Origin of the sequence: Burkholderia sp. MSMB1498 (assembly GCF_001526245.1) — a bacterium.
In the GTDB taxonomy this organism is placed as follows: Bacteria; Pseudomonadota; Gammaproteobacteria; order Burkholderiales; family Burkholderiaceae; genus Burkholderia; species Burkholderia savannae.
The window spans coordinates 26,853-39,561 of the sequence record NZ_LOYJ01000130.1 but is presented as its reverse complement, the minus strand read 5'-3'; the positions used below and the strand labels follow the sequence as shown (position 1 = coordinate 39,561).

General features: G+C 67.5%; 11 protein-coding genes. 5 read left to right on the top strand and 6 right to left on the bottom strand.

Annotated elements, in window-relative coordinates; genetic code table 11:
* Nucleotides 1-780 precede the first annotated feature (780 nt).
* The 4 genes from WS91_RS31120 to WS91_RS31105 all read right to left on the bottom strand — a co-directional run bounded on the left by WS91_RS31120 (nt 781) and on the right by WS91_RS31105 (nt 3,970).
* Nucleotides 781-1,548: an ABC transporter ATP-binding protein gene (locus tag WS91_RS31120; protein WP_082758444.1), complete on the bottom strand. Its 768-nt coding sequence runs from the start codon at nt 1,546-1,548 to the stop codon at nt 781-783.
* Nucleotides 1,549-1,582: 34 nt separating this feature from the next.
* Nucleotides 1,583-2,296 carry an ABC transporter permease gene (locus tag WS91_RS31115; protein ID WP_038753552.1) on the bottom strand — a complete coding sequence of 238 codons (714 nt, stop codon included), beginning with the start codon at nt 2,294-2,296 and terminating at the stop codon, nt 1,583-1,585.
* Nucleotides 2,293-2,982 carry an ABC transporter permease gene (locus WS91_RS31110; RefSeq protein ID WP_038753554.1) on the bottom strand — a complete coding sequence of 230 codons (690 nt, stop codon included), beginning with the start codon at nt 2,980-2,982 and terminating at the stop codon, nt 2,293-2,295. Before WS91_RS31110 ends, WS91_RS31115 begins: the two co-directional genes overlap by 4 nt.
* 211 nt (nt 2,983-3,193) lie before the next feature.
* Nucleotides 3,194-3,970 (bottom strand): ABC transporter substrate-binding protein, encoded by a 777-nt coding sequence (locus WS91_RS31105; protein WP_038753556.1) that lies wholly within the window; start codon nt 3,968-3,970, stop codon nt 3,194-3,196.
* 424 nt (nt 3,971-4,394) lie between these two features.
* Here WS91_RS31105 and WS91_RS31100 point away from each other — a divergent pair, with 424 nt between their 5' ends.
* Nucleotides 4,395-5,093: a pirin family protein gene (locus tag WS91_RS31100; RefSeq protein WP_038753558.1), complete on the top strand. Its 699-nt coding sequence runs from the start codon at nt 4,395-4,397 to the stop codon at nt 5,091-5,093.
* Between the two features lie 761 nt (nt 5,094-5,854).
* Here the strand turns inward: WS91_RS31100 and WS91_RS31095 are convergent.
* Nucleotides 5,855-6,409 (bottom strand): periplasmic heavy metal sensor, encoded by a 555-nt coding sequence (locus tag WS91_RS31095; RefSeq protein ID WP_059671659.1) that lies wholly within the window; start codon nt 6,407-6,409, stop codon nt 5,855-5,857.
* Nucleotides 6,410-6,651: 242 nt separating this feature from the next.
* On the opposite strand from WS91_RS31095, the gene WS91_RS31090 reads away from it, so the two are divergent.
* Both WS91_RS31090 and WS91_RS31085 read left to right on the top strand, forming a co-directional pair.
* Nucleotides 6,652-7,377 carry a response regulator gene (locus WS91_RS31090; RefSeq protein ID WP_010102282.1) on the top strand — a complete coding sequence of 242 codons (726 nt, stop codon included), beginning with the start codon at nt 6,652-6,654 and terminating at the stop codon, nt 7,375-7,377.
* The gene (locus tag WS91_RS31085; protein WP_059574727.1) at nt 7,361-8,674 is read left to right on the top strand and encodes an ATP-binding protein; all 1,314 of its coding nucleotides are present in this window, start codon (nt 7,361-7,363) and stop codon (nt 8,672-8,674) included. The genes WS91_RS31090 and WS91_RS31085 overlap by 17 nt, the downstream gene beginning before the upstream one ends.
* 63 nt (nt 8,675-8,737) lie before the next feature.
* On the opposite strand, the gene WS91_RS31080 is transcribed toward WS91_RS31085, so the two are convergent.
* Nucleotides 8,738-9,004 (bottom strand): double-stranded DNA-specific endonuclease, encoded by a 267-nt coding sequence (locus WS91_RS31080; RefSeq protein ID WP_004198606.1) that lies wholly within the window; start codon nt 9,002-9,004, stop codon nt 8,738-8,740.
* A 500-nt stretch (nt 9,005-9,504) separates the two neighbouring features.
* Here WS91_RS31080 and WS91_RS31075 point away from each other — a divergent pair, with 500 nt between their 5' ends.
* Complete coding sequence (locus WS91_RS31075) at nt 9,505-11,262, top strand: ABC transporter permease (protein WP_038753566.1); 1,758 nt, start codon at nt 9,505-9,507, stop codon at nt 11,260-11,262.
* A gap of 42 nt (nt 11,263-11,304) precedes the next feature.
* Nucleotides 11,305-12,645: an ABC transporter ATP-binding protein gene (locus WS91_RS31070; protein WP_059671658.1), complete on the top strand. Its 1,341-nt coding sequence runs from the start codon at nt 11,305-11,307 to the stop codon at nt 12,643-12,645.
* The last annotated feature ends 64 nt before the right edge of the window (nt 12,646-12,709 follow it).

Sequence of the window (12,709 nt, the reverse complement as noted above, 5' to 3'; positions counted from 1 at the left end):
ATCTCCTCCATACCCTGTCAAAAAGTCAACCCAGAACTGCGCAACCTGTCCGGCTTTGCGTGCCGGACAAAATGGGGTAACCAGAGAGACCGCGTGCAGGCCGGATGGGCGACGCACTTGAGCGAAGCGAACGGGAGTGCCGTTTTGCGGGCCCGTGCGGCCGATTGGCCTTGCCGGGGTCTCCTGTCGTCATGAAGTCAAACTACATTTCATGACTTTCGTTTTGCTACTTTGGTTACTAATTTAGCAAAAATACACTTTTGTGGCGACGAAAATCGTTGTTTGACTAGCACGTGTCGCCAAATCGCCATATATGTGTGCGCGGCCCCGCCGAACGACTTTCGTCAACGCGGCCGAATCCCTTGCCCGTCAAGGCACGCACGGAATCCGGGGGCATGGGTCAAGGATTGCCACTATTGACGCTGGAAATTCGTGCGGTTAAAAGCGCCGCGCCGATTGCGTCAGGAATCCGTAATGAAAACGCGGCTGGCGGACCGGGCGTGCGGCCGCCGTTTCGCCGTTTCGCCGTTTGCGACGCGGCGCACGGCGGAGCCGGCGTCAGCGTGCGCGAGCGGTCGATGCGCCCGCGATCCGTTTCTACGAGGGAATCGGCGCGAGCGCGCAGAGCGAGTGGGTGCGTTACCGGCTCGCGGGCGACGCGCTGCGCGCGTTCGCGAGCGAAGCGCCCGCGGATGCCGCGAAAGAGTTCGAGCCGGATGCGGCGTGACGAGACGGTGGCGCGGGCGGGGCGTGCGCCGCACGGCGCGCCCGCTCGGCGGCTTACTTGAGGCTGCCCGACAGGAACTGCCTCAGGCGCTCGCTCTTCGTGTTGCCGAACACGTCGGCGGGCGCGCCTTCTTCCTCGACCCGCCCCTGGTGCAGGAACATCACGTGGTTCGACACGTTGCGCGCGAAGCCCATCTCGTGCGTGACGACGATCATCGTGCGCCCTTCCTCCGCGAGCTTTTGCATCACCTTGAGCACTTCGCCGACGAGCTCCGGGTCGAGCGCCGACGTCGGCTCATCGAACAGCATCACGTCCGGATGCATCGCGAGCGCGCGCGCAATTGCGACGCGCTGCTGCTGACCGCCCGACAGATGTGACGGATACTGCTTTTCCACGCGCGGCGCGAGGCCCACTTTCTCCAGATATTCGCGCGCGCGCTCCTCGGCCTCGCGCTTCGGAAGGCCGAGCACGTGCACCGGCGCCTCCATCACGTTCTCGAGCACGTTCATGTGCGCCCACAGGTTGAAGTGCTGGAACACCATCGCGAGCTTCGTGCGCACGCGCTGCAGTTGCTTCGAATCGGCCGCCTTGAGCGCGCCCGTCTTGTCCTGCGCGGTGCGCACCTCCTCGCCGTCGACGAAGATGCGGCCGGCATTGGGCTGCTCGAGGAAGTTGATGCAGCGAAGCATCGTGCTCTTGCCCGAACCGGACGAACCGATCACGCTGATCACGTCGCCCGCGTTCGCGCGCAGCGAGAGGCCCTTCAAAACTTCGTTGTTGCCGTAGCGCTTGTGGAGATCGTCGACGAAGAGCTTGTGCATCTGGGTGTTTATCTGAGGCATGTCCGGGCGAAACTCATTTGCCTTGCGGGCGCAGGTATGCGAGCCAGCGACGCTCGGCGCGGCGGAACAGCCACACGAGCGTAAACGAGATCGCGAGGTAGAGAAGGGCGGCGATGCCGAATGCGTGGAACGACATGTAGGTCGCCGAATTGACGTCGCGCGCGATCTTCAGGATGTCGGGCACGGTCGCCGTGAACGCGACCGTCGTCGCGTGCAGCATCAGGATCACTTCGTTGCTGTAGAGCGGCAGCGCGCGGCGCAGCGCCGACGGCAGCACGATCCGCCGATACAGCGTGAACGTCGACATCCCGTACGCGCGCGCCGCCTCGATCTCGCCGTACGAGGTCGACTTGATCGCGCCCGCGAAGATCTCGGTCGTGTACGCGCAGGTGTTCAGCGTGAATGCGAGCAGCGTGCAGTTCATGCCGTCGCGGAAGAACGCGTCGAGCATCGGCGTGCCGCGCACGGCCTGCAGGCTGTAGAGGCCCGTGTAGCAGAGCAGCAGCTGCACGTAGAGCGGCGTGCCGCGAAACACGTACGTATAGAGCCACACGGCGCCGGAAAGCCACTTCTTCCTCGACACGCGCGCGACCGCGAGCGGCACGGACAGGCAGAAGCCGATTCCGATCGACACGACGAGCAGCCACAGCGTGATCGCAAGGCCGGTGAAGCGATACCCGTCGGTATACAGGTAATTGCGCCAGTATTCTTGGATCAGTTCGATCATAGGTCAGCCTTGCGTACGCCTGTCGAATAGCGCTTCTCGAGCCACATCAGCACGAAGTTCGAGATCGTCGTGATCGCGAGGTAGATCGCGCCCGCGAGCAACGTGAAGAAGAAGAAACGCAGCGTGCCCTTGCCCGCGTCCTGCGACGCCTTCACGACGTCGGCGAGGCCGATGATCGACACGAGCGCCGTCGACTTCACGAGCACCTGCCAGTTGTTGCCGATGCCGGGCAGCGCGAAGCGCATCATCTGCGGGAACATGATTCGCGTGAACACCTGCCAGTTCGTCATTCCGTACGCGCTGCCCGCCTCGAGCTGGCCGCGCGGCACCGCGAGGAACGCGCCGCGGAACGTCTCGGTGAAGTACGCGCCGTAGATGAAGCCGAGCACGAGCACGCCGGCCGCGAACGGATCGATGTCGATTTGATCCCAGTTCATCAGATCGGTGAACTGATTCAGCCAGATCTGCAGGCTGTAGAAGAGCAGCAGCATCAGCACGAGGTCCGGCACGCCGCGGATGAGCGTCGTGTAGAGCGTGCCGATTCCGCTCGACAGGCGGTTCTTCGACAGTTTCGCCGCCGCGCCGACGAGGCCGAGCAGGAACGACAGCGCGAGCGACAGCACCGCGAGCTTGACGGTTTGCCAGGTGCCGGAGAGGATCAGCGGGCCGTAGCCTTGAAGAAACATATGAAGTCCTTGACGGTGCGTCGTGCGCGCCGCGAAAGACGCGGCTCGCGTGTTGCGCGAGACGCCCCGTGCGTGTCATCGCCGTTCCGCTTTCGCGGATCGCGCCGTCGCGCCCGCGATCGGCGGGGCGGCGGCGCTTCACGGCGCGTGGTGTCGACCGCTGGTGCTGCGCGGGCCGCGCGCCGGTCGCTCGGCGCGGCCCGCTCGGCGCTCATTTCGCCGAATAGATGCTGTACGGGAAGTACTTGTGCGACAGCTTGTCGTACGTGCCGTCCTTGTGCATCGACGCGAGCGCGCGGTTGATCGCGTCCTTCAGGTCCGCATCCTCCTTGCGCAGGCCCATCGCGGTGCCGTCGCCGAGCGTCTTCGGGTCCTTCGCGGCCGCGCCCGCCCACGCGAAGCCCTTGCCGCGCGGCGTGCGCAGGAAGCCGTAGTCGGCCTGCAGCTCGTCTTGCAGCGTCGCGTCGAGGCGGCCGGAGCCGAGATCGGCGTACACCTGATCCTGGTTCTGGTACGACACGATGGTCACGCCCTTCGGTTCCCAGTGCGTCTTGGCGAACGTCTCCTGGGTCGAGCCCTGCTCGACGCCGACGCGCTTGCCCTTCAGCGATTCGACGCTCGGCTGAAGCGGCGAGCCCGCCTTCGCGATCATTCGCGCGGGCGCGTCGTACAGCTTGTCGGAGAAATCGATCTGTTCGCGGCGCTTGTCGGTGACGGTCAGCGACGACACGATCACGTCGAATTTCTTCGCCTTCAGCGCGGGGATGATTCCGTCGAGATCCTGCGGCGTCCACACGCACTTCGCATTGATCCGCTTGCAGACTTCCTTCGCGAGATCGACGTCGAATCCGACGATCTCGCCGCTCGGCGCGGTCGATTCGAACGGCGGATAGCTGGCGTCGACGCCGATCCGCACGGTCTTCCATTCCTTCGCGAAGGCGCCGCCCGCCGCGAGGGCGAGGGCCGCGCACAAGGCGAGCTTCTTCATGTCGTTCCTCTTCCTGACTTCCCCGGCCGCGCGGCCGGACGCGTCCGGGCATGCGCGCGCCGGGCGTATTCTAAGGCGGCCAAAATTCGCGTTCGTCGACCTCGGCGCGCCTCGAAAGGGGGCGCAGCGCCGTCGACGGCGGCCAAAAGCGCGGTATTTTACCCGAACACCGGCCGCGGCCTAGAACAAACGATGCGCGCGTTTCGCCGGGCGCGCGTTTCGCCCGGCCGCACGCGAGCGCGAAGGGCGGCGCGCCGTTTTTCGCGCGCGGACACCGGTTCGCCCTCGTGCGCGGCGGCGCGCCGGGAATCGTTCGGACGATTGCATGGATCGCCGCAACGATCCGGTGCAACCGTGCAGGATTGTTGCATGCGCGTGCGACCCCTACATTCGAGGCTGTCGACATTTCTCAATGGGAGGCGTCATGTTTCAGATCCGCCGCGCGGGCGATCGCGGCCACGCCAATCATGGCTGGCTCGATAGCCATCACAGCTTTTCGTTCGCCGACTATCGCGATCCCGAGCACGTGCACTTCGGCGCGCTGCGCGTGCTGAACGACGACCGCATCGCGCCGACGCGCGGCTTCGGCATGCATCCGCATCGCGACATGGAGATCGTCACGTACGTGCTCGACGGCGCGCTCGCGCACCGCGACAGCATGGGCAACGGCTCGATCATCCGCGCGGGCGACGTGCAGCGGATGAGCGCGGGCACGGGGATCGTGCACAGCGAATACAACGCGTCGCGGGAGGCGCCGCTGCATCTGCTGCAGATCTGGCTGCTGCCGACCGAGCGGGGCGGCCGGCCCGGCTATCAGGAGGTGCGCTTCGCCGACGCGGACAAGCGCGGCCGGCTGCGGCTCGTCGCGTCGCCGGACGGGCGCGACGGATCGGTGTCGATGCGCGCGGACGCGTCGATCTATGCGGGCCTGATCGACGGCGACGAGCGCGCCGAGTTCGCGGTGCCGGGCGGGCGGCGCGTGTATGTGCACGTCGCGCGCGGCGGCGTGACGGTGAACGGCAACGCGCTCGAGGCGGGCGACGGTGCGCGCATCGCCGACGTCGAGGCCGTCGTGTTCGAGCGCGGCGAGCGCGCGGAGGTGCTGCTGTTCGATCTCGCGTGATGCGGCCGGCGGCGGACGATGCGCCTGCCGGATGCGGGTGGGGCGGCGGATGTCGAAGGTCGAAGGTCGAAGGTCGAAGGTCGGACACTGACACGGACACGAAGCCGAAAAGGTCGAGGAGCGAAGTCGCTCGGCATGGAAAGGCGCGACGCGCTGGAGGCCGAAGTGCGAAGCGGTTGACGCGCCTTGGGCCGAAGCGCGAGGAAGCCGGAACGCGGCGAGGGTGGCGCGGCAAGAGGGCGGGCCGCGCCGATGTGAAAACGCCGCGAGCGGGCGAGAGCCGGTCGCTGCGTTCGTACCGGCGGCGGCCCGCGGCGAGGGCAATTCGGCCGGGCTGATGCGGCCGACGACACGAGACCGCGCGACGAGACCGCGCGCAGGACGCGCGCCGAACGACGGGACAACGGGCGAAGTCGATCGGGCGCGCAGCGGTTTCGCGAAGCCGGGGCCGCACCCAGGGGCGGCGGATCATGCGGGGCTGACTTGGCGGATCGGCCGCGCGGGCGTGCCGGACGCGACGTTGCGGCGCATCGCATGCGCCGATCGACGTCCGGCTCGGGCGGCGGGCGCGGCCCGAGACGAGAAGTGACGCAATGTCGCGCACCGCTCCGCGCCATACCGCGCCGCATCGCTCCGCACCGCTCCGTACCGCTCCGTACCGCGCGGCATCGCGCGGCATCGCACCGCCGCACCGCATTGACGCGCCTCCCGCGACGGCGGCTACCCGATCGCGTCGCCGGGCGCGTCCGCGCGGCCCGTCTTCACTGCTGCGGCTGCTGCGGCGCGGGCGCCGATGCGCCCTTCGCCGCGCGGCGCTGCTCCCAGCGCTCCTTCATCTTCGCGCGCCGCTCGTCCATCTTCGCGAAATGCTGCTTGATCGCCGTGCTGACGGTCGCCTTCTGCTGATTGTTCAGGCCGTTGTAGAACGCGAGCCACGCGGACGCCGTTTGCTCGCGCAACTGCGCGTTCTGCTGCTCGGCCTGCTGGCGCGCCGCGTGCAGCGCGTTCAGGTCGAGGATCGGCTGGCTCTGCTGGGCCTGGAACTGCTGGCGCAGCGCGTCGTGGCTCTTGCGCATCGCCTCGCGGTTCTGTTTCGCCGTGTTGACGGCGGCCTGCCATTGCTGCTCCTGCGCGGCGCTCAGGTTCAGCTTGTCGTGGATGCGCTTCATCATCATGAACGGGCCGCCGTCCATGTGATGATGCTCGCCCGGACCGCCCGGCGGCGGCATGTCGGGCGGCGCGGCGTGCGAGACGGCGCTGAACGACAGGGCGAGCACGGCGGCGGCGATGGCCAGGCGGGAAGTCTTCTTATACATTGAGCAACTCCTGTATTGAAAAGTCCGGTGCTGCGGCCGGCTCGGCGGTGGGGCGGTCGCGCCTCGCCGTCTGTCGGCGTATCCGGTAAGGCGCAGCGTATCCAAGCGCCGCCGCCGCCGTGTTACGTGCGCCGCGGCCGCGATTACCGCGCATTACACTTTGCTTGCGCGGTAATCCGCAGTAACCCTTTCAGGGATTTGTTTCGCTCAGCCCCGACAACCCGCACGGTAAACTTCACGCCATGACTACTCAGATCCTCATCGTCGACGACGACCAAGAATTGCGCGACCTGCTGCGCGACTACCTCGTGCGGCAAGGCATCGAGGTGTCGGTGCTGCACGACGCCGCTTCGCTCGAAAAGCGCCTCGAACGCGAGCGCCCCGATCTCATCGTGCTCGACCTGATGATGCCGGGCGTCGACGGCCTGACCGCGCTGCGCCAGCTGCGCGCGGCGGGCGACGACATTCCCGTGATCATGCTGACCGCGCGCGCGGACGACGTCGACCGCATCGTCGGCCTCGAGCTCGGCGCGGACGATTACCTCGGCAAGCCGTTCAACCCGCGCGAGCTGCTCGCGCGCGCACAGGCGGTGCTGCGCCGCCGCCGCGCGACGCCGTCGGCGGCCGCGCCCGAGCAGCGCGAGCCGTACGCGTTCGGCCGCTTCGTGCTCGATTTCCAGGCGCGCACGCTGTCGGTGGACGGCAAGCCGGCGACGTTGTCGAGCAGCGAATTCGCGCTGCTGAAGATTTTCGTCAATCATGCGCTGCGCACGCTCACCCGCGAGCGCCTGCTCGAGCTGCTGCACGGCCCCGAATACGACGGCACCGACCGCGGGATCGACGTGCAGGTGTGGCGCCTGCGCCGGATTCTCGAAACGGACCCGTCGACGCCTCGCTTCATCCAGACGGTGCGCGGACGCGGCTACGTGTTCGTGCCGAACGGCGAGGCTCATGCGCAAACCCATTGATTCGCTGTTCGGGCGGCTTGCGCTCCTCGTCGTCTGCGTGCTGCTGCTGTCGCATTTCGCGTGGTATTTCGCGATCCGGCTCGAGCGCAATCAGTTTCAGACGCGCTACGCGGTCGAGGAGGCGGCGTTCCTCGTCGACGCGGTGCGCCAGCACGCGGAGCGCTCGCCCGACCAGCCGCTGCCGTCGCGCGTGCGGCTCGTCGCGCCGGGCAGCGGCGACGTGCCGGACGCGAAGCAGGATCTGCCGCCGCCGCTCAGGCGCTTCGCCGACGATCTGCGCGACCGCTTGCCGTCCGGCACGCAGGTGCGCATCGGCAAGCCGGGCCATCCGCCCGTGCTGTGGGTGAAGCAGCCGACCGACCGCGACTGGATCGTCGTGCCGGTGCAACCGCTGCGGCCGTCGCGCTCGCTCGACCGGATGGTGATCTGGCTCGTGATGATCTTCTCGGCCGCGGTGATGGCGGCGCTCTTCGCCGCGTGGCAACTGCAGCAGCCGCTCAGCTCGCTCGCGCGCGCGGTCGCGCGCTTCGGCCGCGGGATGGCGGTGCCGCCGCTGCCCGAGCGGGGGCCTCGCGAGTTGCGCCAGCTCACGCACGGCTTCAACCAGATGGTTCAGCAGGTGTCGCGCGCGGAGAACGATCGCGCGGTGATGCTCGCCGGTGTCGCGCACGATCTGCGCACGCCGCTCGCGCGGATGCGGCTGCGCGCCGAGATGATGGACGACGCGCGGCTGCGCGACGGCGTCGTGCGCGACGTCGACTCGATGACGCACATCGTCGATCAGTTCCTCGTGTTCGCGCACGGCGACGCCGACCGCAGCGAGCCCGTGTCGGTCGATCAGGCGTGCGCGCGGATCGCGCGCACGTACCGCGCGGTGTCGCCGAACGCGCCCACCGTGCGCACCGAGCTCGCGGCGGGGTCGGGCTTCCGCCTGCCGACGGCGACGCTCGACCGGGTGCTGTCGAACCTGCTCGACAACGCGCACGCGTACGGCGCGCCGCCCGTCGTGATCGCGACCGCGCGCACCGCGGCGGGTTACACGCTGACGGTCAGCGACCACGGCAAGGGCATCGCGCCGCGCGATCTGGCGGACGCGACGCGCCCGTTCGTGCGGCTCGATCCGGCGCGCGGCGGCAATGGCCACAGCGGCCTCGGGCTCGCGATCGTCGAGCGGCTCGTGCAGCGCACGGGCGGCGCATGCGAGATCGGGAACCGGGAAGAAGGGGGCTTGCGGGTGGCGATGTCGTTTCCGTTCGACGTCGTGCCGAAGGTCGAACCGCAGGCGGAGGCGTCCTGACGCGCCGCCGCGCGGGAGCCGCGGCGCCCGGCGCGATCGCGCCGGACGGCCGCGGGCGGCCGGTCACTCGCCGAAGAGCGTGCTGAGCGTCTCGGCGGCGTTGCTGTCGATCGTGTTGTAGGTGACGCTCGTCGCCTCGAAGATGTAGAGCGTCGTGTACTTGCCGACACGCTCGAGGATGTCCTCCTGCAGCGTCTCGGGCACGATGTTCATGTTCAGATACCAGGCCGTCGACGACAGCCGCGTCTGGAACGAGCCATATTCCTGCATCAGTTGATCGAACGCATCGGCGTCCTGGTCCCGGCACACGATAACCAGATTTCCTGCCATTCACTCCTCCTGATTGACCATCGGTCCCGCTTGGGGCTAATACCGATCATACCCGCTTCGGCGTGTCCGTTCGTCGACGAAAGCCTCGCTTGGCGGGCGCGCGCGTCGCGCGGGCGCTTGGGCGGGTTCACGGCAGGGCCGGATCGCGGCATAATTCGACGTTGCGGCGCAGCAGCGGCCAGCCGGCGCACCGCCACCCCTCGCAGATTCGCCCGCCGCCCGCCCGTTCCGGGCCCGATGCGCTCGCGGCCGGGCGGGGTTTCCACAGTTCGTCGTCCGGAAGGTTGTGCCTGAAATACAGGATGTAGTAGTGTCGTGCCGTCGCGTGCGGGCGGGTGCCGCGTCGCGAATGGAAACGGCGGGAAATCGGCGTGTCGGGGTGCCGTGCGGCCGTTTCTGCAGTTAAAACGAATTACCGTGTACGTGCGCCTTGCCATGAGTCACATTCGCTTTCTGGCTTTATTTTTCGATTCGCACGGCTTTGCCGGGGAGGGCGCCTGATGGATCTCGGATTCTTCAATCCGAATCGGACCGCCAACGCATCCGCGTGGCGCGTCCTGCCGAACCGCTGGGACTTCGTCGCGTTCCCGCTCATCATCTGCGTGATCGCGATGGCCGCGATCGGTTTTCACGAGACGCTTGCGCCGTTCGCGACGCTCAATACGCAGAAGATCTCGCTCGATCCCTCGAACCTGCCCGAGTACGCGATGCGCACGACGCTGCGCATGCTGGCGGCGATGATGGCGTCGCTCGTCTTCACGCTCGTCTACGGCACGCTCGCCGCGAAGAGCCGCCGGGCCGGCATGGTGCTCATTCCGATCCTCGACATCCTGCAGTCGGTGCCGGTGCTGGGCTACATCTCGTTTACGGTGACCTTCTTCATCGCGCTGTTTCCGGGCCGGGTGCTCGGCGCCGAGCTCGCCGCGATCTTCGCGATCTTCACGAGCCAGGCGTGGAACATGACGTTCAGCTTCTATCAGTCGCTGCGCACGGTGCCGCGCGATCTCGACGAAGTGTCGCGCGGCTTCCACCTGACGTCGTGGCAGCGCTTCTGGAAGCTCGAAGTGCCGTTCTCGATGCCGGGCCTCATCTGGAACATGATGATGTCGATGTCGGGCGGCTGGTTCTTCGTCGTCGCGTCCGAGGCGATCACCGTCGGCAACAACACGATCACGCTGCCGGGCATCGGCGCTTATCTCGCGCAGGCGATCGCCGACAAGAACCTCGGGGCGGTCGGCTGGGTGATTCTCGCGATGACGGTCGTGATCATCGCGTACGATCAGTTGCTGTTCCGGCCGCTCGTCGCATGGGCGGACAAGTTCCGGATGGAGACGACGAGCTCGGGCAACGCGCCGGAGTCGTGGTTCCTCGATCTCGTGCGCCGCACGCGCCTCATTCATCAGCTGCTCGTGCCGGCCGGCTGGTTCCTGGCGAAGACCGCGCGGCTGTCGTTTCGCCTGCCGTCTTTCGACGCCGTGCGTTTCGCGACGCCCAAGATCGACAAGCAGGCGTCGCGCGTCGCGGACTTCGGCTGGGCGATCCTCGTGCTCGCGGGCACCGCGTACGTGGTGTGGCGCGTCGTCGCCTACGTGCAGACGGGCGTGTCGCTCGCCGAAGTCGGCCACGTGTTCGTGCTGGGTTTCATCACGTTGCTGCGGGTGTTGCTGCTCATCGTGATCGCATCGCTGGTCTGGGTGCCGATCGGCGTATGGATCGGCCTGCGGCCCGCGATCGCCGAGAAGGTGCAGCCGCTCGCGCAGTTTCTCGCGGCGTTCCCGGCGAACCTGCTGTTCCCGGTGTTCGTGATCGTGATCGTGCGTTTCCACCTGAACGCGGACATCTGGCTGTCGCCGCTCATCGTGCTCGGCACCCAGTGGTATATCCTGTTCAACGTGATCGCGGGCGCGACCGCCTATCCGAACGACTACCGCGAAGCGGCCACCAATTTCCGCATCCGCGGCTGGCAATGGTGGCGGCAGGCGATCCTGCCCGGCATCTTCCCGTACTACGTGACGGGCGCGATCACCGCGTCGGGCGGCGCGTGGAACGCGAGCATCGTGTCGGAGCTCGTCCAGTGGGGCGACACCAAGATCCAGGCGCACGGCCTCGGCGCGTACATCGCGCAGACGACGGCCGCGGGCGACTATCCGAAGATCATCATGGGCATCGCCGTGATGTCCCTGTTCGTCACCCTGTTCAACCGCCTGTTGTGGCGTCCGCTGTACGCGTACGCCGAAGCGAAGCTGCGTCTCGATTGAGACTGATGTCAGCCGATTGAGACCGACCGAGAGCGAAACGCGATGCAAAACCCGAATGCTGTAAATGCACCCGTCCAGACGCCGCCCGCGCCGCGGCGGGGCAGCGAAGAAATCCTGCGCGTCGAGAACGTGAGCCGCGGCTTCAACAAGACGCAGGGCGAGCTGCTCGTGCTCGACGGCGCGAACCTGTCGCTGCGCGAAGGCGAGATCGTCGGGCTGCTCGGCCGCTCGGGCTCCGGCAAATCGACGCTGCTGCGCATCATCGCCGGGCTGATCGAGCCGACGGGCGGCGATGTCACCTATCTCGGCAAGCCGCTCAACGGCCCGGCCGAGGGCGTCGCGATGGTGTTCCAGACGTTTGCGCTGTTTCCGTGGCTCACGGTGCTGCAGAACGTGGAGGCGGGCCTCGAGGCGCTCGGCGTCGGCGCGCGCGAGCGGCGCGAGCGCGCGCTCGCCGCGATCGACCTGATCGGTCTCGACGGCTTCGAGAACGCGTATCCGCGCGAGCTGTCGGGCGGCATGCGCCAGCGCGTCGGCTTCGCGCGCGCGCTCGTCGTCGATCCGACGCTGCTGCTGATGGACGAGCCGTTCTCGGCGCTCGACGTGCTGACGGCCGAGACGCTGCGCACCGACCTGCTCGATCTGTGGACGCAGGGCCGCATGCCGATCAAGTCGGTGCTGATCGTCACGCACAACATCGAGGAAGCGGTGTTCATGTGCGACCGGATTCTCGTGCTGTCGTCGAATCCGGGCCGCGTGATCGCCGAGATCAAGGTGCCGTTCAAGCATCCGCGCAACCGGCTTGACCCCGCGTTCCGCCGGCTCGTCGACGACATCTACGCGAAGATGACTGCGCGCCAGGTCGGCGAAGCGACGAAGAAGGGGCTCGAGCTCGGCAGCTGGCTGCCGCAGGTGTCGACGAACCTGATGGCGGGCCTCATCGAGACGCTCGCCGCGCCGCCGTATCACGGCCGCGCGGACATGCCGGAAATCGCGCGCACGCTGCATCTCGAGGTCGACGATCTGTTTCCGATCGCCGAAGTGCTGCAGTACCTCGGCTTCGCCGACGTGCGCGAGGGCGACGTGTTCCTGACGCCGCCGGGGCGCGTGTTCGCCGAGTTCGGCACGCAGGAGCGCAAGATGATGTTCGCCGAGCATTTGCTGCGCCACGTGCCGCTCGCCGCGCGGATCAAGAAGGTGCTGAACGAGCGTCCGGGGCACCGCGCGCCGCGCGTGCGCTTCGAGCAGGAGCTCGAGGATTTCCTGTCCGACGGCGCGGCCGAGGAGACGCTCGACGCGGTGATCGACTGGGGCCGGTACGGCGAGATCTTCTCGTACAACGATCAGACCGAGATCTTCAGTCTCGAGGACGTCGAGTCCTGAGCGGCGGCGGGCCGCTTGCGGCCCGTGCGGGACGAGCGGCGGCGCGGACGGGAGAGCCGCTTGC